Genomic DNA, 26,333 nt, shown 5'->3' on the forward strand with positions numbered 1-26,333 from the left:
CGGCGCGACCCCGATGACGGTGCGTCCGCCCGTCCGCCCCCCGCGACTGCTCCGCGACTCCGGCCCGCGACCACGGGTACGGTTTCTGTGCTCGACAGGTACGGGCACCGACGGCATGTCGCCGGGGCGGGAACGTCCGGCCCGGTGGCGACGGAGCGTGGAGGGGAGCGAGGGTGGCGCAGCCGAGAGCACTCGTGGTTCGGGGCGGCTGGGAGGGGCACCAGCCGGTCAAGGCGACGGAGTTGTTCATTCCCTTCCTCGAACGCAGCGGCTATGCCGTACGGGTCGAGGAGTCGACCCAGATCTACGCCGATGCCGCCGAGATGGCCGACACCGACCTGGTCGTGCAGTGCATGACGATGTCGGAGATCACCGCTGACCAGGTGGCGGGCCTGAGCGCCGCGGTCATCGCCGGCACGGGTTTCACCGGCTGGCACGGCGGGATCGTGGACGCGTTCCGCGCGTCGTCGGAGTACCTGCATCTGGTGGGCGGCCAGTTCGCGACCCACCCGGGTAAGGAGCCGTGCGAGCGCCACGGCGGCCCGGAGGACAACTTCCTGCCGCACACGGTGTGCATCACCGACCTCGGCCGGGAGCACCCGATCACCGCGGGGATCGAGGACTTCGACCTGGTCACCGAGCAGTACTGGGTGCTGCACGACGACCTGATCGACATCCTGGCCGTCACCACCCATCCCACGCAGGCGTGGCATCCATGGCACCGGCCGGTCACCTCGCCGGCGATCTGGACGCGACGCTGGGGTGCCGGGCGCATCGTCGTGACGACACCGGGGCACAGCCTCGACGTGCTGGAGGACGCGAACGTCCGTACCGTCATCGAGAGGGGGATGGTGTGGGCGACCCGCACCGCGTCGGTATCGTAGGTCTCGGGGTCATCTCCCGCGCGTACCTCGACACCCTCGCGAACCACCCCGCGGTGCGCATCGTCGCGCTGGCCGACCTCGACGCCTCCCGGTCGGCCGCGGTCGCGGCCACGATTCCCGGCAGCGAGGCGTTGAGCGTCGAGGGTCTGCTCGCCCGTCCGGAGGTGCAGACGGTTCTCAATCTCACGATCCCCGCGGCGCACGCCGAGATCTCACTCGGCGCGATCGAGGCGGGCAGGAACGTGTACGTCGAAAAGCCACTGGCCGTGACGTTTCCGGACGGCCGCTCGATCATCGAACGGGCCTCCTCGGCTGGCGTCCACGTCGGGTGCGCGCCGGACACCGTCCTCGGCACAGGTACGCAGACGGCACGGGCGGCGATCGACGGCGGTCTCATCGGACGCCCGCTGTCGGCGACGGCCGTCATGGTCACACCGGGACACGAGCGCTGGCATCCCCACCCCGACTTCTACTACGCCCCGGGCGGCGGCCCGTTGCTGGACATGGGGCCGTACTACATCTCAGCGCTCGTCCACCTGCTGGGGCCGGTTCGCGCGGTCGTCGGAGCCGCCAGCCGCCTGCGCGCCGAGCGTGTCATCGGCTCGGGCCCGCGCAACGGCCAGCGCGTCCCGGCGGAGGTGGACACCCACGTGACCGGTGTGCTTGAGCATGCCAACGGTGCTCTCTCCACCATCACCACGAGCTTCGACGGCGTCGCGACGACGGCCGCGCCGATCGAGGTGCACGGGGAGACCGGCACGCTCGCCGTACCCGATCCGAACATGTTCGACGGGGACGTGCGCGTCTTTCCGCTGGGCGGCACCGAATGGCGCGTTCTCGAACCACTGGCCGGTTACGTCGAGGGCTCCCGCGGCATCGGGCTGATCGACCTGGTCACCGCCGACGGCCAGCGCCCGCCCCGCGCCGGCGGCGACGTCGCGCTGCACGTACTCGAAACGATGACCTCGCTGCTCGTCTCGGCGGCCGAGGGCCGGCGGATCGAGCTGACGACTGTGGCGCAGCGGCCGGCACCGGTTCCGCTCACTCCGGTCAACGGCTGGAAGAAGTGACCCGGTGCGGGCCGGCGGCTCTCCGCCGGCCCGCACCGTTGGTCAGAGCACGGTCCGCCGCCGTCAGGGGGCCCAGGGGGCGGCGATGTTCCAGGTGCTGTCGGCGGCCCAGAGGGTGGGCCGGTTGTAGGCGTCACCGCCCGTGCCGTTGCTGAGCCAGACCTCCGAGTTGTAGTGCCGGAGGTACTTCCCGCGGAAGTTGTACGACTCCAGCGAGACGCCGTTTCCGGTCAGCCCCACCCGGGCGCACCAGGTGGCGTCGGCCCGCAGGAGCGCTGACCCGTCGTTCGGCGAGTTGCGGACCCGGGAGTCCTGGTGCCGCAGGTACTGACCGGGATAGTTGACCGACTCGAAGGAGTAGCAGGCGCCGTCGGCCAGGCCGGGCCGAATGGTGTACGTCGCGTCGTTCTTGAGCAGCGCCGAGCTGCCCGCGTCGACCACCTCGGTGTACGCCAGGCTGTTCTGGTGCCGCAGGTACCGGTTGGTGTAGCCGGGGGTGGTCACCTGCAGTGAACGCCGGGTGTTGACCGGCAGTGCGACGGGGGCGGAGCTGCCGATCGTCCGGGAGGCGTTGACGAGGGCGGTGTTGGCCGCGCGGACGCGGGCCTGGTCCATCTTGACCACCTGCCGGTCGTAGGTGAGGAAGCCGTTCAACTCCCCCTCCTGGTCGGCGATCTCGGTGTAGATCGAGGCGCTGAGTCCCTTGCCGAGCATCAGGTTCTGCGCACCCTCCACCAGCCCCACGTACCGGTCGGTGAGGGCAGCGGAGGTGGGTTGCCACTCGTAGGCGAAGAACTGCCCGTTCGGGCTGTACTCGTGGCCCGGTGTGCGCAGGCCCAGGCCGCCGAACTCGCCGAGCACCGCGATCCGGCCGCTCGATGGCGAGGGTGAGTCCGGACCCAGGTAAACGTGCCAGTCGTCGATGTCGCCGTTGCCGGGGTCACCGAGGGACTGGCAGCAGTTGTGCCCGCTGTGCGGGTTGACCAGCCGGGTCGGGTCCTGATTCTTGATGTTCTGCGCCACGCGGCGGGTGTCGGCCAGGGCGCGCTCGCCCCAGCCCTCGTTGTAGGGCGTGTAGGCGACGACCGCGGGGGAGCTGCGGTGCTCGTCGACGATCTCGCGTGCCTCGCTCTCGAACTGCGCCTGCTGGGCATCGGTGGGGTCGATGTTCTGCGCGGTCAGCGACGGGATGTCCTGCCAGACCAGCAGGCCGAGCCGGTCGGCGTGGTAGAACCAGCGCTGCGGTTCGACCTTGATGTGCTTGCGCACCATGTTGAAGCCCAGGTCCTTGTGCTTCTGCAGGTCGAAGGCGAGGGCGGCGTCGGTCGGCGCGGTGTACAGGCCGTCCGGCCAGAAGCCCTGGTCGAGGGTGCCGACCTGGAAGACGAACTGGCCGTTGAGCTTCGGTCGCAGCACCCCGTTGACCATGCCGGTGGTGATCTCCCGCATGCCGAAGTAGTGGACGGTCTGGTCGACCGTCGCGCCGCCGGCGTTGCGCAGGCGTACCCGCAGGTTGTAGAGGAACGGGTCGTCGGGTGACCAGCGGCGGGCGTTCGGCACCGGGACGCTGAAGTCGGTGAAGCCGCCGGTGGCGGAGCCGACAACCGTAGCGCCGTCGAGCGCCTCGGCGAGCACGCTGTGCCCGCTCACGTCGCCCCGGGTGAAGACCCGGATCCGCAGGGTGTTGGTGCCCAGGTTCGGGTAGACGTCCACGCTGCTGATCGACGCCGCGGGCACCGGCTCCATCCACACCGTCTGCCAGATTCCGGAGCTGGGCGTGTAGAAGATCCCGCCGGGCTGCTTGGTCTGCTTGCCGATCGGGGGCAGGCTGCCGTTCTGCCGGGTGTCGGTCGGGTCCCACACCTTCACCACGATCTCGTTCACGCCGCCGTTGAGCTGCGGGGTCACGTCGAAGGTGAAGGCGTCGTAGCCGCCGGTGTGCGCGCCGACCCGCACGCCGTTGACCCAGACCGTGCTCTGCCAGTCCACGGCGCCGAAGTGCAGCAGGGTCCGCCGGCCGGACCAGTTCGACGGGACGGTGACGGTGCGTCGGTAGAACAGGTAGTTGCGGTTGTCGCTGGCGGCCCGCTGGACACCGGAGAGGGCGCTCTCCACGGGAAACGGCACGTTGACCCGCTCGGGCAGGTCGGTGTTGAACTGCGGGGCGTCGTCGGTGCCGGACTGGCGCAGCTGCCACTCCCCGTTGAGGTTGAGCCAGTCCGGTCGGGTCATCTGCGGTCGCGGGTACTCCGGCAGGGGCGTCCCGGCCAGCGCCTGGCTGGTCCACGGGGTGGTCAGTGGCGGCGTCTTGGCCGGGGCGGCCCGCACCGGTCGGGCCGGTGCGGCGAACACGCCGACGACGAGGGTGAGGATGAGCAGTAGGGACAGGGCGGGGCGGGCGGGGACCTGACGTGTCATGCCGTCTCCGAGGGGCGGGTCGCCGCGGGCCGTGCAGCTGAGCCCGCAGCGCGGGGGCGGTGGGCATCGGGTGGCTTCTCGAACGCGGACGGCGGATGTCGGCGGGATCTCCACCCACAGGCGATGGTGATCCGATTGACATCCATCACCACCCGTACAACGTTATAGAGGCACCCTGGACACTCAGTCAATTGCTGATCGTCAATGCTCGCGGTTTTGTTCTCGATCGTCGTACCTCGGCCACGGCGACCGCCCCGGCTCCGAGCCGGGGCGGTCGGTCGCGGGGCGCCCCGTGGCGCGCCCCGCGCGTCCTCAGTGGTTGTTGTTGAGCCAGATGCAGGAGTTGTCGCTGCCCGTCCACCGCCAGCAGAGGTGGTCGCGGGTCTGTGGCCCGTACTCGCCGTCGGCGGAGATTCTGAGGTCGGCCTGGACGCTGCGCAACGCGCTCTGGGTGTAGCCGCCGAAGTCGTTGTCGACTCCGTTGGGGCCGAGGTACCTCCCGTAGATCCCCGTCAACGTCCGCTGGAGTTCACCGACGCCGGAGCTGTGGTCGCCGCGGGTCAGCAGGCAGTTGAAGTTGATGGTGCTGCTGACGTACGCCGGGATCCAGGCCGTCGCCCCGCGGGCGCCGGACCAGGTGGAGGTGTAGACGCCCGCACCGTTGCAGTGCGGCAGGGCGGCCTGGGCGGGCGAGGAGATCGCCACCGCGCCGCCCACGGTGGTGACGGCGAGCATGGCGGTGAGGCCGAGGCGAGAAAGACGTCGGAGCATGGGAACCCCCAGGTCGAGGTGTGGGTCGCACGCGCAACGCTGCGGTGCGCGGCTTGCCTCACCATCGTTTCGTCCGCCGCGGTGCCCGGACAGGAGCCGGACCGGAGATTGACCGGCACTTCGGGGCCCCTCAGCGCAGCGAGGCGAGCTTGGCCTCGATCGCGCCGGTGTCGGCCTCCCGCAGCGACACGAGGATGTCCAGCGCCTGCTGCCAGGCCACGCGGGCCGAACCGGCGTCGCCTGCGGCCAGGTGAGCGTCGCCGAGGCTCACCAACGCGTCCGCCTCCAACCGTCGATGACCGATCTCGCGACGCAGACGGACGGCGTGCTGGTGGCAGGTGACCGCCTCCGTGAAGGCGTCGAGCTGCAGGTGGGCGTGCCCGAGACTGGCCCACGTGATCGCCTGGCCGAGGACGTTGTCGACCGACGTGAAGAGGGTCAGTGCCTGCTCGCAGCTCTCGATCGCGGCGTGGTGGTCACCGAGCTGGCTGTGGGACCAGCCGACCGCGTTCAGCGCGAAGGCCTGGCCGGTGACGTGTCCGGCCTGCCGGTGCAGGCGCAGCGCCTCCAGGGCGTGGGCGAGGGCCTGCTCGGGCTGCTCGGTCCGGTCGCAGATCCACCCGAGGTTGAGTTCGACCCGGGCCTGCCCGGCGAGGTCGCCCAGCCGCCGGTACCTGTCGTACGCCAGCTCCAGGTGGCGCTGCGCGTCGGCGTACTGCGCAAGCGCGATGTCGGCGAAGCCGAGCACCCCGTGGGCGTACGCCTCGGCCCGGTCGTCGGCCAGCCGGACGGCCGCCGACAGCGCCGTCCGCAGGCTGCTGGTCCAGTCCTGGAAGTAGCCGCGCTGGTTGAGGTAGGTGGTGATCGCCCAGGCGAGGTGACACGTGTGGCGGTCGAACCCGTGGCTGGCCGCCAGCCGCAGGGCCGAGAGCAGCACCGGGTGCTCGTCGGTGAACCACCACAGGGCCGCGTCGCGATCGGCCAGCGCCACCGGCGCGACCCCGGGCCCCGGTGGGTCGATCGGCAGCCGGTCCCGCTGCGGATAGACCAGCTCGTCGGCGGCGTACGCGACCAGGAGGTAGTGGTCGAGCAGGCGGGACCGGGCGGCGTGACGGCTCGCGTCGCTGTCCTCCGCGGCCGTCAGCTCAGCGGCGTACGCGCGCAGCAGATCGTGGTACGTGTACCGACCGGGGCGGTGTTCGGTGAGCAGGTGTGCCCGAGTCAGCTCGGCCAGGTGGCGGTGCGCCTGCGCGAGCGTGATCCCCGCGAGGCTGGCCGCCGCCGCGACGGCGAAGTCCGGGCCCGGATGGACGCTCAGCAAACGGAACAGCCGGGCGGTCGGCGGGTCGAGGGTCCGGTACGACCACGACATGACCAGCCGCAGGTCGGTGACCGGCTCGCCGCCGTCGAAGGCATCCAGGCGCCCGGCCACCGGGCGCAGACTCGCCGCCAGGTCCATCAGGCGGAACCCACTGTGGATGGCCGCCCGGGCGGCGACGACGGACAGCGCCAGGGGCAGCCCGGCGGAGGCGCTGACGATGGCGTCGACGGCCTCGGGCTCGGCGGTGACGCGTTCCGCGCCGAGGCGTCGGGTCAGCAGTTCGCGGGAGTCGGCCCCGGACATGACGTCCAGGGTGATCGGATCAGCGCCGTTCACGCTGACCAGACCCAGGAACTGGTCCCGACTGGTGACGAGGACGAAGCAGCCCGGCGCGCCCGGCAGCAGCGGGCGTACCTGGTCGGCGTCGCCGGCGTTGTCGAGGACGACAAGCACCCGCCGGCCGCCCAGCAGACTGCGATATCGAGCGACCTGCTCATCCAGTGCGGTCGGCGGACGGGCGCCCGGTCCCGCGAGCGCGTTGACGAATCCGGCGAGCGCCGTGCTCGGGCTGACCGGGACGCCGCCCGGGTCGAAGCCGCGCAGGTTGACGTAGAGCTGGCCGTCGGGAAAGTGCGCGGCGACGCGATGAGCCCAGTGCACCGCGAGCGCGGTCTTGCCCACCCCGGCGGTGCCGGAGACGATCGCGAGACCCATCGCGGTCGGCTGATCCGCCGCTCGGACCAGGATCCCGTCGAGGCGGGCCAGCGCGTCGGCGCGACCGACGAAGCCGAAGCCGTCCGCGGGTAGCTGCGCCGGAACACCGTTCGAGGCGACCGGCGTCGGCGCCCCGGCGAGGAACCGGTCCCGCTTCGCCCCCTGCAGGCCGAAGGCGTCGGCCAGCAACAGCATCGTCGCGGGTCGCGGCCGCGCGATCCGCCCTGCCTCCAGATCCCGGAGATGCCGAACCGACAGCCCTGTCTTCGCGGCCAGATCCTCCTGCGTCAGCGCGCTGTGACGCCGAAGCTCCTGTACGGCCTCCCCGAACACGGGGATCACGGTATAGGCGGCGGTCACTGCGGACAATCGGGCACACGACGCAAGAGACCCGTCAGTGGTGACAGCGGAGGAACTACTGCGGTCCGGCTACGGCGTAACCGCGGGGCTGGCCGGGGGGGACGGGCCATGGTCGGGGCGGACCCGCCACTGTGGCGCAGCCGCGTGTCCACGGCGAGCAGCGTGAGGGCGGCCAGCGTCAGCAATCCACCGATGAGTGCCAGCGGGCGTGCCCCCGAGACGGGCAGGAGGCGCCGCCGAGCAGCGATCCGCCGGCGATGCCGGCCGTCAGATGGTGATGACGACCTTTGCCCGCGCGTGCTCGCCTTCGAGATACCGGATGGCCGCGGGCACCTCGTGGAGGGGATACGTACGGTCGATGACCGGGGTGAGACGGCCGGCCTCGACGTGGCCGCGAAGCGTGTCGAGGTGTTGCCGGCCCGGTGTCGTCGTGAGCGTGACGATGCGGTGTCGGACCAGCGGGGCCAGCAGCCGTCCGCGCGCGATCAGCCAGACCGGTCCGAGGAGGCTGCCGCCGTCGTACACGCCGCCACCGGAGAGCACCAGCGTCCCGGTCGGTGTCAGCGCCCGCCGCAGCTCGCTGAGTGAGCGGTTGCCGACCAGGTCGAACACGACGTCGTGGCGGTCTGTGCCGCGGGTGAAGTCGTCGCGGTGGTAGTCGACGACGTGGTCGGCGCCGAGCGAGCGGACCAGGTCGACGTTGCGGGTGCTGCACACCCCGGTCACGGTGGCGCCGAGCGCCTTGGCCAGTTGCACGGCGAGAGTGCCGACGCCGCCCGAGGCGCCGTTGATGAGGACGCGGTGGCCGGGCTCGACGCCGCCGGCGTCGCGCAGCCCCATGAGCGCCGTGATGCCAGCCAGCGGCAGGGCCGCCGCCTGCTGCGGGGTCAGGTTCGCCGGCATCGCCGCGACCAACGTCTCGGGCACGCACACGTACTCGGCGAACGCCCCGTTGGCCTCGCCGAGGTCGCCGAACACCGCGTCGCCCGGCCGTACCTGCCGGACGTCGGCGCCGACGGCCTCGACCCGGCCCGCGAAGTCGCGGCCACGGATGCGCGCCCGGGGCCGCGTCCGGCCCATCGCCAACCGCGCCATCCGGGGATCACCCCGCATGGCATGCCAGTCGTACGCGTTGAGCGAGGCCGCCTCGACCCGTACGAGCACGTCGCCCGGGGCGGGCGTCGGCGTGGCGACCTCGGCGAGCGCGAGGGTTTCCGGTGGGCCGTATCGGTCCTGAACGATCGCCTTCATGATCCCTCCCTGGGGTGTACGGCGTACACTGACGGTAGGTGTACGCCGTACACCTGTCAAGACGGTTATGGTTCAACAACCGCCGGACAGGACGAGGACGAGATGGCTGAGCAGGCTGAAACGCTGCGCCGGACGCCGCTGAGCAGGGATCGCGTCCTGCGTGCCGCCGTGGCGCTCGCCGACGAGGCCGGCATCGAATCCCTCAGCATGCGCAACCTCGCCCAGGATCTGGGCGTCGTGCCGATGGCGCTCTACAAGCACGTGGCCAACAAGGACGAACTGCTCGACGGCATGATCGACGTGATCGTCAGCCAGATCGACCCGCCCGCGTCCGACGCCCACTGGAAGGACGCCATCCGCCGGCGCATCCTCTCGGCGCGGGAGGTGCTGCGCCGGCACCCCTGGGCGCCGCTCGCGATCGAGTCCCGGAGCATGGCGACGCCTGCCGTCCTCGCCTATCTCGACTCGGTGGTCGCGACCTTCAAGGCCGGCGGGTTCTCCGCCAACCTCGCCCACCACGTGATGCACACGATGGGCAGCCGGGTGCTGGGCTTCAGCCAGGAACTGTTCGACGCCTCCCGCCAGGCCGGTCGCTCCGGAGCCACCAGCCCCGAGCCGCCCGCCGCCCTACCGCCGGAGTTCGCCGCCCAGTTCCCGCACCTGGCGGAGATCGCCGGGGCGGCGTCCCACGACGACCAGTCGGTCGTGGGGCAGGGCTGCGATGACCAGTTCGAGTTCGAGTTCGCTTTGGACCTGCTGCTCGACGGCATCGAACGGCTGCACCAGCAGGGCTGGACATCGCCGCGGCGGGCCCGGTAGGGCGAGGGACCGCACCGTCGGCTCGGCGGGGTGGCGCGCGGCCCTGATTCTTCACTCCGATGTCACCACGCGACCCCCCGGGTGACGTGTCCGTGTCCGTCGGCCGGAGTTGGCTGTCAGCCGTCGCACTTGCCTTGACCAGGAGCTGATCCGCGTGCCTTCCTCCCGTCGTACCTTCCTCGCTGGCGGCGCCGCCGCCGGTGTGGGCCTTGCCGTCGCCGGTGGCCTGCCGTCCCTGGCGCAGGCCAGCCCCGGTCGGCCGCACTCGCAGGGCTTGGGCGGTCCCGTGCCCTTCCCGCCGCTCGTGGACGACCCCAAGGGGATCCTGGCCCTGCCCGCGGGCTTCAGCTACACCGTGGTCACCCGGACCGGCGTCACCCGACTCGACCGCGGCCAGGGCACGACCCCGTCGGACCACGACGGCATGGCCGTCTACGACGCCGGCCACGGCCGCTACACCCTGATCCAGAACCACGAGATCGACCCCGGCGCCGAGTTCGGCGTGCCGCACGTCAAGGGAACGGTCTACGACGCGGGCGCCGTCGACGCCGGTGGCTGCACAGTCATCACGACGGACCGTGCGGGCCGCAACCTGGGCGAGTTCGTCGCCCTCTCCGGCACCGTCTCCAACTGCGCCGGCGGGCCGACCCCGTGGGGGACCTGGCTGACCTGCGAGGAGACCGAGGACCGGGCCGGCGATGAGTGGGAGGAGGGCGGCCGCACCGGCGCCTTCCAGAAGGACCACGGGTACGTCTTCGAGGTCTGGGCCGACGGCAGCGCGGACCCGCGGCCGATCAAGTGCCTGGGCCGCTACTCCCACGAGGCCCTGGCGGTCGACAAGGACCGGACCCACGTCTACCTCTCCGAGGACGCGGACGAGCCCAACGGCCTCTTCTACCGCTGGACCGCCCCGGCCGGGGTCAAGCTGGGCCCCGGCGTGCTGACCCGCCTCGCGCCGAACGCCGGCGTCCTCGCCGCGATGCAGATCATCATGGACGACGGCTCCGTGCTGCCGGACGTCGCCTACCTGACCTCCGCTCAGCTGGGCCGCCCCTTCCCGGTGCGGTGGATCGAGGTGCCGGACCGCGACGCGCGGACCACGTCCGTACGCGAGCAGTTCGCCGACGGCCAGGTCACCCGGGGACGCAAGTTCGAGGGCGTGTGGGCCACCGACGAGGGCGTGTACGTGGTCAACTCGTACGCCTGGGACGAGGGTGACCTGCCGGCGGACGCCGCGCCGCACGACGGCATGGTCTGGTTCTACAACTTCAAGGACCAGACCATCCAGCTGGTGACGTACTTCCCGCACCAGACCCAGTCCGAGGAGGGCACGCCGGTCAAGTACACCGACCTCACCTTCGACGGCCCGGACAACGTGACAGTCACCCCGTGGGGAAGCCTGGTGCTCGCCGAGGACGGCGCTGGCGCCTCCCACGTGCTCAGCACGGTTCCGGGCGGGCCGACGTACGCGATCGCCCGCAACCAGCTCAACGATTCGGAATTCTGCGGGCCGACCTTCACCGCCGACGGCAAGGTGCTCTTCGTCAACATGCAGGACCCCGGCCTCACCCTGGCCATCACCGGCCCGTGGGAGAAGTACCTGGGCTGACCTGCGAGGCCTGCACGGTTTCCTGCTCACGGGCGCTCGACCGGCGGCGGGGGCGGAGGTCGTCGACAATGGCAAGGGTGCACCCCGCCTTCGTCCTGCACCACCACCGCAAACCCCGACCGCACTTCGACCTGCGGCTCGAGGAGGACGGTGTGCTGCGCTCGTGGGCGGTTCCCCGTGGTCTGCCGGACAGTCCCGGCGACAACCGGCTCGCGATCGCGGTGCCCGATCACCACCTTGATCACCTCACCTACGAGGATGCCGACAAGTCGATCGCCGACATCGGCACGTGGGAGGAGCACGACCGCACCGACCGCCGGATGCTGTTCACGCTGCACGGGCGTACCGGCCGCCGGCGGTACGCGCTCATCCGCACCGGCGAGAGGTGGCTGCTCCACCTGACGAAGGAGCAGCCACCCGGCTGAGGCTCGCGCGGGTCGCGTGGCCGGGCCCATCAGCGTGCTCGCCCACGTCGAGCGCCTCGGGCCAGGCGTCGCTACCGAGAGTGACGGTGGCTCCGGTGGCGATGACCTCTCCGATTTCGATTGAGTGACGTAGCTGTTAACCCACCAATCACCGGGGTCCGGGTTCCACCCGATCGAGGGGTCAAGAACGAGCAGGTCGGTGAGCGGACGAACGCGCTGCCTCACCGATCCGATCGGAATAGCCCCAGGTCAGGGGCTCGTCAAGCCGCAACAGCGCCGACGAGGTTCGTGGGCGGCCTCGGGTGCGGGCCGGTGCGCGGTGATCCGTGGAGCCGGCGCCATGGGCCCTGACTAATGTCATGAGTACCGATGCGCCCTGCATCGAAGTCAGTGACTAAGCGCACTGGGACCCACCGCCTCCCGTCGACGAAACTCGATTCAACGCCGGAACAACAGCCGGCCGAGTTCGAGAGGAGGCGGGACGGTGGACGAACGCTACGACAGCTACTGCGCGGCGGATCGGCTGTTCTACGACTCGCTCGGCAGCGCCGTCGCGCAGCCCGTCTTCCCGGCCGCCGAGCGCCCCATCCCGACCGGCTGGCGCCGCGAGCCGCTCGACGACTGGCTGATCTACGCGCCGGACGGCGGCTCGCTGCCGCAGCAGGGCTGGAAAATCCACGTCTCGGCGGGCCTGGCGAACGCCGAGCGGGTGCTGGACGCCGTCTGGAACTACTGCGTCCCCCGCGGCCTGTCCTTCAAGTTCCTCCACGGGCCCCGCACACTGCTGCTGCGCAACTCCAAGTACGCCTCCCGGGCGGCCAGCGGCAAGTTCATCACCGTCTACCCACACGACGACGCGGAGCTGGAGCTGGTCTGCAAGGAGCTCGACGAGCTGCTCACCGGCGAGACCGGCCCGTACATCCTCAGCGATCTCCGCTACGGCGACGGCCCGGTCCACGTGCGCTACGGCGGCTTCGCCGCCCGCTACTGCCACTCGCCCGACGGTCAGGTGGTGCCGGCGATCGAGGACGACAACGGCACGCTGGTGCCGGATCGCCGTGAGCCGGTCTTCCATGTACCGGACTGGGTCACCCTGCCCGACTTCCTCGGCCCGCACCTGGCCGCCCGCAACGACACCAGCACCAACCAGGTGCCGTACCGGATCGAGAAGGTGATCCACTTCTCCAACGGCGGTGGGCTGTACGTGGGCCGGGATCTGCGTACCGACACCCAGGTGGTGCTGAAGGAGGCCCGACCGCACGCCGGCCTGGACGCGGACGGCACCGACGCCGTCGCCCGGCTGGCCCGCGAGGCCGAGGCCCTGCGGCAACTGGCCGACCTGCCGCAGGTGCCGCGGGTGCACGACGAGTTCGCCATCGGCGAGCACCGGTTCCTCGCGCTCGAGTTCATCGAGGGGCGGCCGCTGAACAAGGTGCTGGTCGACCGGTACCCGCTGATCGACGCCGACGCGACCGACGACGACCGGGCGGAGTACGCCCGCTGGGCCCGGCACGTCCACGAGCAGGTCGAGTCCCTCGTCGCGGCGATCCACGAGCGCGGCCTGGTCTACGGGGACCTGCACCTGTTCAACATCATGATCCGGCCGGACGACCGGGTCGCCCTGGTCGACTTCGAGGTGGCCGCCCCGATCGCCGGGCACCGCCGGCCCGGACTGCGCAACCAGGGCTTCGCGGCGCCGCGGGACCGAACCGGCCCAGCCGTCGACCGGTACGCCCTGGCGTGCCTGCGGTTGGCGCTGTTCCTCCCACTGACCCAGCTGGTGCGGCTCGCGCCGGCGAAGGCGGCTCACCTGGCCGACATCATCGCCGCGAACTTCCCGGTGCCGAGGTCCTTCCTCGACCCGGCCGTCGAGGAGATCACCGGTGGCCCCCAGGTCGCCGCCGACCCGCACGGGGCTCTCGGCGCGGATGAGTGGCCCACCACGAGGGACCGACTGACCACGGCGACCCTGGCGAGCGCCACTCCCGAGCGCGACGACCGGCTCTTCCCCGGCGACATCGAGCAGTTCCGCAGCGGCGGCCTCAACCTCGCCCACGGGGCGGCCGGAGTGCTGTACGCGCTCGACAGGAGCGGCGCCGGGCGGTGGCCCGAGCACGAGGACTGGCTGGTGCGGCGGGCGACAGCGCCACCGTCCGGCACCCGCTGCGGCTTCTACGACGGCCTGCACGGCGTGGCGTACGCCCTCGATCACCTCGGACGCCGCCAGGACGCGCTGGACGTGCTCGACATCTGCCTGCGCGAGCCCCTGGACGGGCTCGACCACAGCCTGGCGAGCGGGTTGTCCGGGATCGCGCTCAACCTGGCCGAGCTGGCCGGGCGCACCGGGGAGGCGTCGTTGCGCGACGCCGCCTGGCGGGCCGCCGAGCGGGTGATCGGGCAACTGGCCGACGACCCCGGCCCGGACGTCAGCGGCGGACGCAATCCGTACGCCGGGCTGCTGCGCGGCCGGACCGGACCGGCGCTGATGTTGCTGCGGCTCTACGAGCTCAGCGGTGACGACGAACTGCTGGGACACGCCGCCACGGCACTGCGCCAGGATCTGCGCCGGTGTGTGCTGCGGCCGGACGGCGCCCTGGAGGTCAACGAGGGCTGGCGGACGATGCCGTACCTGGCGCACGGCAGCGTCGGTATCGGGCTGGTCCTCGATGCGTACCTGCGCCACCGGGCCGACGACCGGTTCGCCGAGGCCAGCGCGGGGATCCGCCGCGCGGCGCGGTCGCCGTTCTACGCACAGTCCGGGCTCTTCGCCGGCCGTGCCGGCATCATCGCCTACCTCGCCGCCTCGGCCCACGATGCCGACCGCAGGGAACTCGCCGCACAGGTGGACCGGCTGGCCTGGCACGCGCTGCCGTACCGGGACGGGACCGCGTTCCCCGGCGAGCAGTTGCTGCGGCTCTCCATGGACTTCGGCACCGGCACCGCCGGCGTGCTCTACGCGCTGGCCTGTGCGCGACACGACGAGCCGCCGGTGCTGCCCTTCCTCGCGCCCCTGTCGGGCGCGCAGAGACTCCCTCGCGACAGCGGGGGCGACCGGATCGACGAACGGATGGAAGGGAGGTGAACGACATGGCGCTTCTGGACCTCCAGGGCCTGGAGATGGCTCCGGCCGACCGCACGGGTGGCGGTAGCCGGGCGAGCCTGCTGCTCTGCGGCGACAGCTCGCTCTCCGTCACGACCTGCAACTGATCCATCGCAGAACGCGGTCGCCCTGGGCGGGCAGACGTGCCCACCCAGGGCGACCGCGTAGCACTGGGAGGACCGATGCCGACGTTCGAGGCGGGGGACCGGCTGCTGAGGCGGACGGTTCTGGCCGGCGGCGGCTGGACCGGTGGACTCGCGGCGGTCGCGTTGCTCGGCGCGGCCGCTGAACTGTTGCTGCCCGCGGCCCTCGGCCGTGCCGTCGACGCCGCCCTCGCCGGCGGCTCCGGCTGGTGGGCGGTGTCCGCCGGTGCCCTGGTCGTCGTCCTCGTCTGCGTCGACACCCTCACCGACCTGGCCAGCGGATTCGGTGCGGCACGCGCCACCGCCGGGCTGCGCCAGCGCCTGCTGCGTCACCTGTTCGCCGTGGATGTGCGCACCACCCGCCGCCATCCGGTGGGTGATCTCGTCGGCCGGTTGGTTGGCCAGGCCGCCGACGCGGGACAGGCCGGCAACGCAGTCGTCCTGGCCATCGTGGCGGTGCTTCCACCACTCGGCAGCGTCGTCGCGCTCGCCATCATGGAACCGGTCCTGGGGATCACCCTGCTCGCCGGCCTCGGCCTGCTCGCCGTCCTCATGCGCGCCTTCGTGGCCGACGCCTCGGCCGCGACCGCCGGATACCAGCGGGTGCTCGGGGCCATCGCCGGCCGACTGCTGGAGTCGCTGACCGGTGCCCGGACCATCGCCGCCGCCGCCACCGTCCACCGCGAGGAGGACCGGGTGCTGGCGGCCCTGCCGGAGCTGGGCCTGCACGGCCGGCGCGCGTGGGAACTGCTGGCCCGGGCGAGTGCGCGTACCTCCGCCGTGGCGCCGCTGCTGCACCTGAGCGTCATCGCGGTCGGCGGGTACGCCCTGACCGCGGGCTGGCTCACGCCGGGCCAACTGGTCGCCGCCGTCCGGTACGCGGCCATGGGCGCCGGCCTCGGTGGGGTGCTCGCCACCCTGAACCACCTGGTCCGCAGCCGCGCCGGGGCACACCGGGTCGCCGAGCTGCTGGAACAGCCCGCCGCACCGGCGGGCGGGCGACCCCTTCCACCCGGCGGCGGGGCCCTGCGACTGCGCGGGGTACGCGTGCACGCCGACGACGGCCGGCCCATCCTGGACGGCATCGACCTGGACGTACCGGCCGGCGCGATCGTGGCCGTCGTCGGCGCGTCCGGTGCCGGCAAGTCGACCCTGGCCGCCGTGGCGGGACGGCTGCACGACCCCGACGGCGGTGAGGTGCTACTGGACGGTGTGCCGCTGCGCGACCTCGACGGGGCGACGCTGCGCCGAGCCGTCGGCTATGCGTTCGACCAGCCGGTGCTGATCGGCGCGACCGTCCACGACGCGATCGGCCTGGCGCTGCCGGTCGAGTCCGCGACGCCGCCGGCCGACGGGAGCCCGGCCACGCCGGCGGTCCTTCGGGGGGCCCGCAGGGCGGCGGTCGCCGACGTGATCGACCGTCTGCCCGACGGCTATCGCACCCCACTGGCGGACACACCGCTGTCCGGAGGCGAGACCCAACGCCTCGGCCTGGCCCGGGCGTTCGCCGCCGAGCGGCTGCTCATCCTGGACGACGCGATGTCCAGTCTGGACACCGCGACCGAGCACCGGATCACCGAGGCGGTTCTCGGACGCGGCGGCGAGCGCACCCGACTGGTGGTCACCCACCGGACCGCTGCCGCCGCCGCGGCCGACCTCGTCGCCTGGCTGGACGGCGGTCGGCTGCGCGGCCTCGCGCCGCACCGGCGACTCTGGGCCGACCCGGACTACCGCGCTCTCTTCCAGCCGGCCGGCGGTGGGCCGTGAGCCGTCCCAGCGTACGACGGGTGACCTGGCGGGCCTTGCGGGCCCGCCGGCGTGACCTCGCCCGGCTCTGCGGCTGGTCGCTCGTCGAGTCGCTGCCCGCGCTGCTCGCCGGCCTCCTGGTCGCCCGGGCCGTCGACGACGGTTTCCTGGCCGGGCGGCTCCTCGACGGCCTGGCGTGGCTGGGGGTACTCGCCGTGACCGTGCTGGTCGGCGCGGCGGCGACCGGTCGGACGTACCGCAGCCTCGGCGCGGTGGTCGAGCCGTTCCGTGACGAGGTGGCCGCTCAGGTGGTCCGGGGTGCCCTGCGCGACGCCACCCGGGCGGGTGGCCGCCCGGACAGCGCGGCCGTGACCCGGCTGACCCACCAGATGGAGATCGTCCGCGACACCTTCGCGGGCCTGCTGATGGTGACCCGCGGTTTCCTCTTCTCCGCCGGCGCGGCCCTGCTCGGCCTGCTCGCCCTGGCGCCGGTGGTGGCGGCGCTGGCCGCCGCGCCGCTGGTCGCCGGTCTGGCCGTGTTCCTCGCCGCGTTGCCGGCGATGGCCGGGCACCAGCGCGCGTACGTCCGGGCTGGTGAGCAGCTCGGCCAGTCGGCGTCGGCCGCGCTGGCCGGTCACCGTGACGTGCTGGCCTGCGGCGCCCAGGCACGCGTCACGGCCGACGTGGAACGGCAGGTGTCCGCACAGGCCGCCGCCGAACGCGCCCTCGCCCGGATGGCGGTGATCCGCAGCCTCAGCCTCGGCATCGGCGGCTGGTTGCCGCTGGTCGTGCTGCTCTCGGCCGCTCCGTGGCTGGTCGAACGCGGACTGACGGCGGGCGCGGTGCTGGGGGCGCTGATCTACGTCTCCACCGGCCTGCAACCGGCCCTGCACACGCTGGTGCAGGGCATCGGCGGCGGCGGGCTGCGGTACGCGGTCACCCTGGAGAACATCCTGCGGGCCGGTCCGGTGTCCGATGGACCCCACCTGCCCACTCCCACCACCCGGACGCCGCGCTCGCGCCCGCCGGCCCGTCCGGTCGACGGCTCACCGGCCGTCGAGGTCCGCGGACTGACCTTCGGCTACGGCCCGCGCGCCCGGCCCGTTCTCCGGAACTTCGCACTGACGCTGGCCGACGGGGATCACCTCGCCGTGGTCGGCCCGAGCGGCGTGGGCAAGTCCACACTGGCCGCCCTGCTCGCCGGTCTGGTGCCGCCGCAGGCGGGCACGGTCCGCCTGGCCGGCGCGGCGGTGGCCGACGCCGAGCCGGCCCACCTGGCCCGGATGAGAGTGCTGGTGCCTCAGGAGGCGTACGTCTTCACCGGCAGCCTCGCCGACAACCTCCGCTACCTGCGGCCGGACGCCGACGACGACCTGCTGGAGGTCACCCTCGCCGCGCTCGGTGCGCGCCCCCTGGCGACGCGCCTGGGCGGTCTGGACGCGCCGGTCGTGCCGGCTCTGCTCTCCGCCGGTGAACGGCAGCTCATCGCGGCGGTCCGGGCCTGGCTGGCGCCCGCCCCGCTGGTGGTCCTCGACGAGGCGACCTGTCACCTGGACCCGGCGCTGGAGGCGACCGTCGAGAGTGCCTTCGCCCGGCGGCACGGCAGTCTCGTGGTGATCGCGCACCGGATCAGTTCCGCGCTGCGGGCCGATCGGGTGCTGGTCCTCGACGGCGACGAGCCCGTGGTGGGAACGCACGAGCAGTTGATGGCCCGATCGGCCACGTACCGGGCCCTCGTCGGTTGCTGGGATGATCCGGTGGCGCTGTCCCGGACGGGGGCCCGGCTGAGCTGACCTCCGCGCCCCGAGCCGACGGCGCCGTCAGATCCAGCCTGCCTCGCCTGCCATCCGCACGGCCTCCACCCGGGTGCGCGCACCCGCCTTGCGGGTGATTCGACCGAGGTGGTTGCGGACGGTGCCCCGGCTGAGCCCGAGCGTCGCCGCCACCTCGGCGACCGGCGCCCCGGCCGCTGTCAGCGTCAACACCTCTGTCTCGCGGCTGGTCAGCGGGCTGTCCGAGCGCAGCGCCGCGACGACGAGATCCGCGTCGAGCACCGGCTCCCGGCGAGCGAGCCGGCGGATCCCGTCGATGACCCGTTGGGGGCCTGCGTCGCTGCGCAGGATGCCGACCGTCCGGGTCGGGCAGAGCATGCCGCGCAGTCGCCGTGCCCGATGTGGGTGGGCCAGCACCAGGACGGGGCACCGACCGAAGCGGCTCGGGTCGACTCCCTCGACGACGTCGAGGTCGGCCACCACCACGTCGGGGCGTTGGGCGCGGACGGCCGCGGAGACCGCGTCGCCGCGATCCACCTCCGCCACGACGCGGATGTCGTCCTCGGCGGCGAGGACGAATGACAGCGCGCCCAGCACCAGGGCACCGTCCAAAGCGAGCAGGGTACGGATCACGATGAACCTTTCCGCACTCCGAAGGCGATTACACTACGTCGATATTCAAACACGCATCCGTTGGGCCCGCACGGCGACGGGGGCGGGGCCGGACACGTCCACCGGCCCCGCCCCCGACGGCTACAACCAGCCGTTACTCCGCGCGCGCCACACCGCTTCCAACCGGTTGCGCGCACCGGTCTTGCGCAGGATCACCGAGAGGTGATTGCGCACCGTCCCGTGTGCCAGATAGAGGCGGGCCGCGATCTCCTTCAGGGGCAGACCCTCGGCCGCCATCCGCAGCACGTCCATCTCCCGAGGCGTCAACGGGATCTCCGGAGGGCTCAGCACCGCCACCGCGGCGGCCGGATCGATCGCCCGCTCCCCGGCGGCGAGCGCGCGGATCGCCCGCACCAGCTCCACCAGGGAGCTGTCCTTCCCGAGCAGGCCGCGTGCGCCGGCCGCCAGCGCGGCCTCCACCAGGGCGGGGCTCCACCGAGGGCTCATCGCCAGCACGGCGGCGTGCGGCGCCTCGGCGCTGATCCGGGTGACCATCTCCACCGGGTCGGGCGACTCCGGTGTCAGCGCCAGCACCACCACCTGGGGTCTGCACCGGCGTACCACCGTCAACAACTCGCCGACACCCTCGACGTCGGCGACCACCTTCATGTCCTCCTCACCTGACAGCGCGGCGCAGAGCGCACCGCGCAGTAAACCCATGTCCTCGGCGACGACAACGTGGATCACCACGTTTCTCCGATCTCAGGTACGCGTCACACCGGCCACCGATCCCGGAACGTCCACGGGCTGGTCAGGGCGGTCGTGCGCGACGGACGGATAGGCATGGGCCCGCGGCACCGTCACTGCAGACGGGCACGGGCACTGATCGACCAGGCCAGCGGATGGGACCGAGCGTGTCGGCCGGCATCCGGGTCGGTCGACGCGCCTCAGCCCGGGCGGGCGATCGCAGACGGAGCGTGGCTCTCGACGAGGAGTGGCACGAGTTCGCAGGGCACCCCGGAGGCGAGGGGCGACTGCCGGTCGACGGGCCGGATCAGACCCGGCCCCGCCGTCGATCCATTGTCGACGCCGGCGGCCTCCTGGTCGACCGGCGCGACGGGTCGGCCGGGAAGTTCGGCGGCCACCGCCAACGGGGCCGGGCGTGCGGCGAGGTGCCCCTTCGAGGCCGTGGGACGCGTGGGGACGGCGACGGACATCGGCGGCGGCGCGGCGGGAGGCGGCGCTGCCGTGGCACATACGACCACCGGCGCGGCGCGGACGGGCGACACCGCCGAATCCGCCGGTGGTGTCGGCGCGGCCGCCACGGGAGGCGAGTCGGTCATCGGCACGGTGGCCGGCCCGGGCGCTGGGGGAGCGGTCAGCGGAGGTGTCGCCGGAGGGATCACCGCCCTGAGATCGGGCGGTAGAACGGCGTCGGTGACACGGAGAAGCGCCACGATGACAGACTGGATCGGCACTGTCCGTACGATGGCGACGACATGCGGCAGTGGGGCGGTGATCAGGCCCACCGCGAGAGAACCGGCCGGTACGGGCAGCGCGTGTGCCTCGGCCGCGGCGGGGACCGGCCGCGGTGCCGGATCAGCGGCCGGCCGGGACGGGTGCCCGTGGCGAGTTGGACGATGAGCCGCGGGCGCTGGGGACGCGGGCCGGAGCCTCGCGCGCTCGGCAGCGCCGGGCGGGACGGCTGCGCCGACCCGAGGCAGCGGCACGGACCCGGGCGACGCGTCCCTGGGCCGGCGAGGCGGCGTCGAGGGTGTCACGTCGCGGGGGGTGACGACGCTACCGATGGCCCCGGCCAGCGGGGCGCGGGGCCGATCAGGGCGGGGTTTGTCGGCCCGCACGACGCGCGGGCGCTCACCCGCGGAGCGCTCCGCGACCGTGAGCCGTGCGATCGGCTCGACCAGAGCGCGGATCTGCCGATGAGGCTCGTTGCCGGGGTCGCTGCGTATCCCGTCGGCGGCGGCCGGCCCCTGGAACAGGGCGGCCAGGAGGAAACCGGCCCCGACGGCAGCCGCGATCAGCACCAACCGCCGGGCGAGCCTGCGCAGTCGGCCGGCCACGGGCGCAGCCGACCGGCTCGACGCAGACATCGTCGTGGTTCCGTTGACGGGACTTCGCACGCGGGCACTACCCCCCTTCCCTCTGGATTGCTGACCCATAGTAGCGATGCACTCACCTATTCGCATCCGGTGATGCGCGCGGGTCGTCGGCCACGTCATCTCCGCCACGAGGCCGCGCCCTGCTGGCGGCGGACACGGACCCATCGCTGATGCGAAACACTCATTGCGAAAACTATCTCCAGGGGCGTATAAACGAAAGGAGTCTTTCGATTAGGAGTGTCACTCCATGGAACCGACCGGGTCCGAGCGTCGCGTGCGGGTACGCGACGCCACCACGCTGCGCGCGCTCGCTCACCCGCTGCGCCTGCGGTTGCTGCGCTACCTGCTGGCCGCCGGCCCGCGAACCGCCGCCCAGTGCGCCGAGGCTCTCGACGACACGGGCTCGAACTGCAGCTACCACCTGCACCAGCTGGCCCGGCACGGCCTCATCGAACGGGCCCCCGCCGAGGGGACCAACCGACGTGACCGGCCCTGGCGTGCCGCCGCCACCGGGCTCGAATACCTCCCCGACTCCGACGACGCCGACGGACAGCAGGTCAACGACGCACTGACCGCGCTCGAGTTCGACGAGGTGTTCCGGTCGCTGCAGCGCTACCAGAACCGGCAGCACAAGCTGACAGACGAGTGGCGGGGGAGCGCGACCTTCCACAACTACACGCTGTCGCTCACCCCGGAGGAGTTGCGACACCTCACGCTGACCCTGGACGCCGTCATCCGGCCGTACCTGCGCCCCCTGCGCAACGCGCCCCCGAGCGACGCCCGACCGGTCAGCCTCAGCCTGCAGGCCTACCCCACACCGGAATTCGTCTGACATGGTGACGCTGTTGCGTCACCGCGGATTCGTCGTGATCTGGGCCGCGGGGCTCTGCTCGAGCGTGGCGAGCTGGTTGCTGCTCACCGGGCTGCCGATCTACGTGTTCGGTGTGACCGGGTCGGCGTTCACCACCTCCGCCGTCTTCCTCGTCGAGCTGCTGTGCGGCATCACGCTGGGGTCGTTCGCCGGTGCCCTGGCCGACCGCTACGACAGGTTCCGGCTCATGGGCTGCGCCGCCGTGGCGCAGGCGGCAGCGGTGCTTCCCCTGCTCGCCGAACCCGGCCACCATCTGTGGATCATTTGCCTGATCGCTGGCGCCCAGGCCGTGCTGACCCAGACGTTCGACTCCGCCCGCAACGCGGCGCTGCCCAGCCTCGTCGAGCCCGCGCACCTGGTGAGCGCGAACAGCATGGTGGCGCTCAACATCAGTGTGGGACGGCTCATCGGAGGCTCGCTCGGTGGGTTCGCGATCACCCGCGCCGGCACCGGTTACCTCGCCATCGGCGCCGTCGTGGCCTTCACGACCACGGCAGCCCTGATCGTCGTCGGCCGCCGGGCCGCGCGTCGCGGCGTCGCGGCGTCGAACCCACCGGAGCGTACGTCGTCGTTCTTCGCCACCTGGAGGTCCGGCCTCGCGGCGATGCTGCGCAACCACACCGTGCGGGTGACGATGCTGAGCGTGGCGCTGGGTGGCATCGCGCAGGGCCTGTTCGTGGTGCTCTTCGTGGTCTTCGTCAGCCGCGCGCTGCATGCCGACGGCACGCTCACCGGCGTGCTCCGTGGCGTACAGGCGATCGGCGGTGTGGCCAGCGGGCTCATCGTCGGCATGCTGGGGACGCGGCTCAGCTCCCGGCTGCTGATGAGCCTCGGCGCCACCACGTTCGGCCTGATCAGCGCGGTCATCTGGAACGGGCCGGCGGTCACCCGTCAACCCGGGTGGTACGTCCTGCTGTTCATCCTGGTCGGCGTGCCGGGCGTCGCCTACAGCAGCGGGGCGTTCGCGCAGATTCAGCAGAGCGTGCCGGACACCGATCTCGGCCGGGCCTTCGGCGCGTACTACGCGATCTACAACGCGGCACAGGGCCTGGGCATGGTGGCGGCCGGTCTGCTCGGCGACGCGCTCAGCGTCGTGCTCGTCCTCAACGTGCAGGCCGCGTTGTACCTGGCCTCCGGTGTGGTCGCCTTCGTGGGCCTGCGCCCTGGTGGCCGCGTCGCTCGGTGGTCGGGCAGAAAGATCCTGGTCAGCAGGGACGAGCGCCGGGAGACCGTCGAGTCTGCTCCGTAGCCGCGGCGATCCGGGACGGCTCGCTCACCCTGGCCCAGGCCACCGCACCGACTGACCAGCGCGGGACCGCACGTCGGGTCAGTCGGAGGCCTCGTTGATGAGGTGGCGCAGGTCGTCGGCGCCGTTGCTCTCCGCCCGGTAGCGGATGGCCGGCTTCATCCTGCCGGCGGCGACCGCGAGCGGCCACCGCCGGCGCGGTTGTGGCGTCAGAGTCGGGAGGTGAAGGTGGCCAGGAAGCGGTGCGGGGTGACGACGCCGGCGTTGTCGAAGCAGATCACGTCGACGTCGGCGTTGGTGGTGTACGTCCACGGTTGGGTGAGGTGGCAGTAGTTGCTGCCCGCGCCCTGCGCCACCACCTGGACGTGGGTCTCCTTGAGCCCGATCTGCGGGAAGGTCGCCAGGTAGCGGCCGGCCGGCACCAGCGGCGCCACCGTGTTCGCCCCGACGCCGAGCACCGAGTTGTCGTTGGTCGGCCCACCGACGGCGGTGCCCAGGTAACCGAAGTACGACGGCGGCGCGAGGGAGCCGATCACCGGCCGCCGGCGGTGGTACGACAGGGCGAAGTCGGTGTTGGTGAGCGCGCCGGCCTGGTCGTAGCAGAAGACGTACACCTGCACGTCGCTACCGACCGCGGCCCAGGAGTAGACCTTGCACCGGCGGGGGCCGGCGTTCGGCTGTACGGCGGTGACCTGCACGTCGCCGGCGAGCACCCCGGCCAGCCCGACCCCGGGCAGCCGCACCAGGTACTGCCCGACCCCCAGTGGCCCGACCGTGTTCACCACGCCCGTCGAGTTGTACGACTGCACCACGACGCCGCCGCCCCACTGCACGTACGCGTGGGAGGTGCCGGCCGGCAGCACGCCCGAACTGGTCGTCCAGAGCACGGTGAACGGGGTGTCCTCGCGCGTGCCGCCGGGCCTGTGGCACTGCACGTCGACGATCTCGTCGGCGCCGGACTGGAACCAGCGAACCACCTCGCAGTAGTGCCCGGTCCGGTTCACCGGGGTCACGTGCGGCACGCCCCGCGAGCTGGCGCCCACCTGGGGGAAGCGGACCTGGAACCGGCCGGGCGCGAGCTTGACGCCGTCCGCCCAGGCGGCCGGGAACGCGGTCTTCCAGCTACCCCACTGCCGGCTGGTGTCCAGCACGGTCCAGACCGGCACCGTGGGGTCCTGCACGTACGCGAACCCCCAGCGGTCGGCGGTGGCCGCGGCGGCCGGTGCCGCCGGCGTGAGTGCGCCGGCGGCCAGGACGGCGGCCAGCGCGGCGGTGACGAACGATCGGAGACGCATGTGTTCCTCCATTCGACGGGAACATGTCGGGGAGGAGTGTGCTCGTCGTGACGTAATGGTCACAGTCGGCTACCGCGTGCTCCGGTGTCGGTTGTCGGCCACCCGGGCCCGAGCCGATCGGTGCCGTGAACGATGGACGGCCCCCTCGCCGGGGCGAGAGGGCCGTCCAGGAGCGCGCCGGCGGGGATCAGCCGCCGGCGAACGTCGGTTCCACTCCGCACTTGGCGTTCTGGTTCAGGCAGGACCTCACCAGGGCGCCCAGGTGGTCGGGCTCCCAGGCGTTCATGAAGTCGCCGTGCATCGAGGACGGCTTGCCGGAGGAGAGACTGAGACCGTCCCCGCCCAGCGACTCGTAGTTGACCATGAAGGAGAGATCGGGCACCGCCACCGGGTACCTGCCGGTGCAGACACCGTTCACGGGGTCGCCCATGTGCGACTTGTGATCGGGCGAGTCGATGTTCCTGCCGTCCCAGCAGTCCTTGAACACCAGCTGGAAGATCAGGTTGCCGCCGGCGGCGCAGACCGGCCAGTTGCCGTCGGCGCTGCGGCCGATCTCGGCGCTGCCCGCGCACCAGAACTGGTTACTGCCGCTGCTCTTCGGGGTGTCCACCTGTCGCTTGGCGTCGCCCTCGACCACCCGCAGGCCCGGCGGGAAGGGCTTGACGGTCGACGGGTCCTTGACCCGGGAGCCGTAGTAGACCCGGAAGCTCTTCATCGGTACGGGCTTGCCGTCCTTGCGCAACTCCGGGACCCAGTAGGCGCTCAGGTCACCAGGGGCGTTGCAGGTGGTCTTGGAGGAGAGCAGCTTGTCGGTCGTGGTGAAGGCGTCGACCTTGGGGCCGAAGAACGTGTGCTGGTGCGAGGCGCCCGACAGGCCGGGCAGGACGATGGGGTCGTCCGGGGCGGAGTTGGCGACCTCGCAGTCGGTGTGGAACTCGGGGACGCGGGTGGTGCCCGGCGGCACCGCCTTCGGCTTGATCGCGGTGAAGGCGGCCAACTCCTTGCTCCACGCGGCCTGGTCGACCGGCACCCAGCCGGCCGCCGGCGGGGTGGTCGGCGTGCCGGGAGCGGTCGGCGTCCCCGGCGTCGCCGGGCCGGAACTCGGCGTGGGGGACGCGCTCGGCGTCGTGCCCGTCGCGGGGCCGAACGTGAACCAGTTCAGGTTCACGAAGTCCGAGCGGGAGGCGCTCTTCATGACGGCGAAGACGGTCTGTGGGCCGGTCGGCACGCCGGACGCCCTGGCCGTGGCGGTCGTCCACTTCTGCCAGCCGCCGGTGTGGGCGACCGGGAAACTGGCCAGCAGCGCGCCGGTCTGCGTGCCGAGGCGCAGTTCGACGGCCCCGCCGTCGGTGTTGTGCGCGGCGACCCGGGCCGTCAGCTCCGCGCCGTTTATCGAGACGCCGTCGTACCGCAGCCAGTCGCCGTTGGCGAGCCAGCCGACGTTCCTGCCGCCGTCGGCGTCGCCGGTGCTCTCGGTCTGCGCACCGGACTGCGCCGCGAAGGCTTCCGCCTGGACCCGGCCGGGCACGGCGACCTCCTCGGCCTGGGCGCCGGCGAGGTAGATTCCACTGCCGCCCAACGCGGCGACGACCGCGCAGGCGAGCGTGACGCGGGCGAGTCGACGGCGCTTTCGCGCCTGGTCCGGCGGTGCGACATGCGCGGGGGGAGTCCGCATTACCAGTGGTTTCCTTCGAGTCGGCGATAACGCTCCTGTCGGGTGAAGTATGTGCACGTCCAGAGCCTGCATCAACGTGCGGAAAAAGAATTAAGGAGGGCTGTGGGCAGG

20 protein-coding genes are annotated in these 26,333 nt (G+C 72.2%); 11 read left to right on the forward strand and 9 right to left on the reverse strand.

Annotation, left to right across the window (positions count from 1 at the left end; translation table 11 throughout):
- The first annotated feature begins 173 nt into the window (after window positions 1–173).
- Window positions 174–884: a ThuA domain-containing protein gene (locus ACFYPH_RS19470; RefSeq protein WP_387183441.1), complete on the forward strand. Its 711-nt coding sequence runs from the start codon at window positions 174–176 to the stop codon at window positions 882–884.
- A complete protein-coding gene (locus ACFYPH_RS19475; RefSeq protein WP_387183444.1) occupies window positions 854–1,954 on the forward strand; it encodes a Gfo/Idh/MocA family protein in 1,101 nt (366 codons plus the stop codon). The genes ACFYPH_RS19470 and ACFYPH_RS19475 overlap by 31 nt, the downstream gene beginning before the upstream one ends.
- 63 nt (window positions 1,955–2,017) lie before the next feature.
- Here the strand turns inward: ACFYPH_RS19475 and ACFYPH_RS19480 are convergent, their stop codons facing one another.
- The 4 genes from ACFYPH_RS19480 to ACFYPH_RS19495 all read right to left on the reverse strand — a co-directional run bounded on the left by ACFYPH_RS19480 (window position 2,018) and on the right by ACFYPH_RS19495 (window position 8,789).
- The gene (locus ACFYPH_RS19480; RefSeq protein WP_387183447.1) at window positions 2,018–4,372 is read right to left on the reverse strand and encodes an AbfB domain-containing protein; all 2,355 of its coding nucleotides are present in this window, start codon (window positions 4,370–4,372) and stop codon (window positions 2,018–2,020) included.
- Between the two features lie 312 nt (window positions 4,373–4,684).
- A complete protein-coding gene (locus ACFYPH_RS19485) occupies window positions 4,685–5,143 on the reverse strand; it encodes a peptidoglycan-binding protein (RefSeq protein WP_387183450.1) in 459 nt (152 codons plus the stop codon).
- Window positions 5,144–5,273: 130 nt separating this feature from the next.
- The gene (locus tag ACFYPH_RS19490) at window positions 5,274–7,511 is read right to left on the reverse strand and encodes an ATP-binding protein (protein WP_387183453.1); all 2,238 of its coding nucleotides are present in this window, start codon (window positions 7,509–7,511) and stop codon (window positions 5,274–5,276) included.
- A 294-nt stretch (window positions 7,512–7,805) separates the two neighbouring features.
- Entirely contained in the window at window positions 7,806–8,789 is a 984-nt protein-coding gene (locus tag ACFYPH_RS19495; protein ID WP_387183456.1) for an NAD(P)-dependent alcohol dehydrogenase, read from the reverse strand.
- Between the two features lie 102 nt (window positions 8,790–8,891).
- Between ACFYPH_RS19495 and ACFYPH_RS19500 the strand changes: the two genes are divergently transcribed.
- The 7 genes from ACFYPH_RS19500 to ACFYPH_RS19530 all read left to right on the forward strand — a co-directional run bounded on the left by ACFYPH_RS19500 (window position 8,892) and on the right by ACFYPH_RS19530 (window position 18,424).
- Entirely contained in the window at window positions 8,892–9,608 is a 717-nt protein-coding gene (locus ACFYPH_RS19500) for a TetR/AcrR family transcriptional regulator C-terminal domain-containing protein (protein ID WP_355066549.1), read from the forward strand.
- A gap of 154 nt (window positions 9,609–9,762) precedes the next feature.
- A complete protein-coding gene (locus ACFYPH_RS19505) occupies window positions 9,763–11,217 on the forward strand; it encodes an alkaline phosphatase PhoX (protein ID WP_387183459.1) in 1,455 nt (484 codons plus the stop codon).
- Between the two features lie 68 nt (window positions 11,218–11,285).
- The gene (locus tag ACFYPH_RS19510; RefSeq protein ID WP_387183462.1) at window positions 11,286–11,642 is read left to right on the forward strand and encodes a DNA polymerase ligase N-terminal domain-containing protein; all 357 of its coding nucleotides are present in this window, start codon (window positions 11,286–11,288) and stop codon (window positions 11,640–11,642) included.
- A gap of 484 nt (window positions 11,643–12,126) precedes the next feature.
- On the forward strand, window positions 12,127–14,724 hold the full coding sequence (gene lanKC, locus ACFYPH_RS19515; protein ID WP_387183465.1) for a class III lanthionine synthetase LanKC: 2,598 nt from the start codon (window positions 12,127–12,129) through the stop codon (window positions 14,722–14,724).
- A 5-nt stretch (window positions 14,725–14,729) separates the two neighbouring features.
- Window positions 14,730–14,849: a SapB/AmfS family lanthipeptide gene (locus ACFYPH_RS19520; RefSeq protein WP_013734295.1), complete on the forward strand. Its 120-nt coding sequence runs from the start codon at window positions 14,730–14,732 to the stop codon at window positions 14,847–14,849.
- 75 nt (window positions 14,850–14,924) lie between these two features.
- The gene (locus ACFYPH_RS19525) at window positions 14,925–16,652 is read left to right on the forward strand and encodes an ABC transporter ATP-binding protein (protein WP_387183468.1); all 1,728 of its coding nucleotides are present in this window, start codon (window positions 14,925–14,927) and stop codon (window positions 16,650–16,652) included.
- Window positions 16,653–16,672: 20 nt separating this feature from the next.
- Window positions 16,673–18,424, forward strand: a complete 1,752-nt coding sequence (locus ACFYPH_RS19530) for an ATP-binding cassette domain-containing protein (RefSeq protein WP_387183471.1) — start codon at window positions 16,673–16,675, stop codon at window positions 18,422–18,424.
- A 27-nt stretch (window positions 18,425–18,451) separates the two neighbouring features.
- Here the strand turns inward: ACFYPH_RS19530 and ACFYPH_RS19535 are convergent, their stop codons facing one another.
- The 3 genes from ACFYPH_RS19535 to ACFYPH_RS19545 all read right to left on the reverse strand — a co-directional run bounded on the left by ACFYPH_RS19535 (window position 18,452) and on the right by ACFYPH_RS19545 (window position 20,472).
- Window positions 18,452–19,036: a response regulator transcription factor gene (locus ACFYPH_RS19535; protein WP_354855509.1), complete on the reverse strand. Its 585-nt coding sequence runs from the start codon at window positions 19,034–19,036 to the stop codon at window positions 18,452–18,454.
- Window positions 19,037–19,156: 120 nt separating this feature from the next.
- Window positions 19,157–19,762, reverse strand: coding sequence for a response regulator transcription factor (locus ACFYPH_RS19540; protein WP_354855508.1), 606 nt, complete (start codon window positions 19,760–19,762; stop codon window positions 19,157–19,159).
- Between the two features lie 200 nt (window positions 19,763–19,962).
- Window positions 19,963–20,472 (reverse strand): hypothetical protein, encoded by a 510-nt coding sequence (locus ACFYPH_RS19545; RefSeq protein WP_355066544.1) that lies wholly within the window; start codon window positions 20,470–20,472, stop codon window positions 19,963–19,965.
- Between the two features lie 910 nt (window positions 20,473–21,382).
- Here ACFYPH_RS19545 and ACFYPH_RS19550 point away from each other — a divergent pair.
- Both ACFYPH_RS19550 and ACFYPH_RS19555 read left to right on the forward strand, forming a co-directional pair.
- Entirely contained in the window at window positions 21,383–21,967 is a 585-nt protein-coding gene (locus ACFYPH_RS19550; protein ID WP_354855506.1) for a winged helix-turn-helix domain-containing protein, read from the forward strand.
- A 1-nt stretch (window position 21,968) separates the two neighbouring features.
- Window positions 21,969–23,255, forward strand: coding sequence for an MFS transporter (locus ACFYPH_RS19555; protein ID WP_387183476.1), 1,287 nt, complete (start codon window positions 21,969–21,971; stop codon window positions 23,253–23,255).
- 206 nt (window positions 23,256–23,461) lie between these two features.
- Here ACFYPH_RS19555 and ACFYPH_RS19560 read toward each other — a convergent pair whose 3' ends face one another.
- Complete coding sequence (locus tag ACFYPH_RS19560) at window positions 23,462–24,547, reverse strand: hypothetical protein (RefSeq protein WP_354855504.1); 1,086 nt, start codon at window positions 24,545–24,547, stop codon at window positions 23,462–23,464.
- 187 nt (window positions 24,548–24,734) lie between these two features.
- Window positions 24,735–26,222 carry a DUF1996 domain-containing protein gene (locus ACFYPH_RS19565; RefSeq protein ID WP_387183479.1) on the reverse strand — a complete coding sequence of 496 codons (1,488 nt, stop codon included), beginning with the start codon at window positions 26,220–26,222 and terminating at the stop codon, window positions 24,735–24,737.
- Between the last annotated feature and the right edge of the window lie 111 nt (window positions 26,223–26,333).

This window comes from Micromonospora sp. NPDC005252 (genome assembly GCF_042872475.1).
In the GTDB taxonomy this organism is placed as follows: Bacteria; Actinomycetota; Actinomycetes; order Mycobacteriales; family Micromonosporaceae; genus Micromonospora.

What these genes read in the sequence shown, in the direction of transcription:
- ACFYPH_RS19480 (WP_387183447.1), bottom strand. Translation starts at nt 4,372, where the DNA reads ATGACACGTCAGGTCCCCGCCCGCCCCGCCCTGTCCCTACTGCTCATC.
- ACFYPH_RS19485 (WP_387183450.1), bottom strand. Translation starts at nt 5,143, where the DNA reads ATGCTCCGACGTCTTTCTCGCCTCGGCCTCACCGCCATGCTCGCCGTC.
- ACFYPH_RS19495 (WP_387183456.1), bottom strand. Translation starts at nt 8,789, where the DNA reads ATGAAGGCGATCGTTCAGGACCGATACGGCCCACCGGAAACCCTCGCG.
- ACFYPH_RS19500 (WP_355066549.1), top strand. Translation starts at nt 8,892, where the DNA reads ATGGCTGAGCAGGCTGAAACGCTGCGCCGGACGCCGCTGAGCAGGGAT.
- ACFYPH_RS19510 (WP_387183462.1), top strand. Translation starts at nt 11,286, where the DNA reads ATGGCAAGGGTGCACCCCGCCTTCGTCCTGCACCACCACCGCAAACCC.
- ACFYPH_RS19520 (WP_013734295.1), top strand. Translation starts at nt 14,730, where the DNA reads ATGGCGCTTCTGGACCTCCAGGGCCTGGAGATGGCTCCGGCCGACCGC.
- ACFYPH_RS19525 (WP_387183468.1), top strand. Translation starts at nt 14,925, where the DNA reads ATGCCGACGTTCGAGGCGGGGGACCGGCTGCTGAGGCGGACGGTTCTG.
- ACFYPH_RS19550 (WP_354855506.1), top strand. Translation starts at nt 21,383, where the DNA reads ATGGAACCGACCGGGTCCGAGCGTCGCGTGCGGGTACGCGACGCCACC.
- ACFYPH_RS19555 (WP_387183476.1), top strand. Translation starts at nt 21,969, where the DNA reads ATGGTGACGCTGTTGCGTCACCGCGGATTCGTCGTGATCTGGGCCGCG.
- ACFYPH_RS19560 (WP_354855504.1), bottom strand. Translation starts at nt 24,547, where the DNA reads ATGCGTCTCCGATCGTTCGTCACCGCCGCGCTGGCCGCCGTCCTGGCC.
- ACFYPH_RS19565 (WP_387183479.1), bottom strand. Translation starts at nt 26,222, where the DNA reads ATGCGGACTCCCCCCGCGCATGTCGCACCGCCGGACCAGGCGCGAAAG.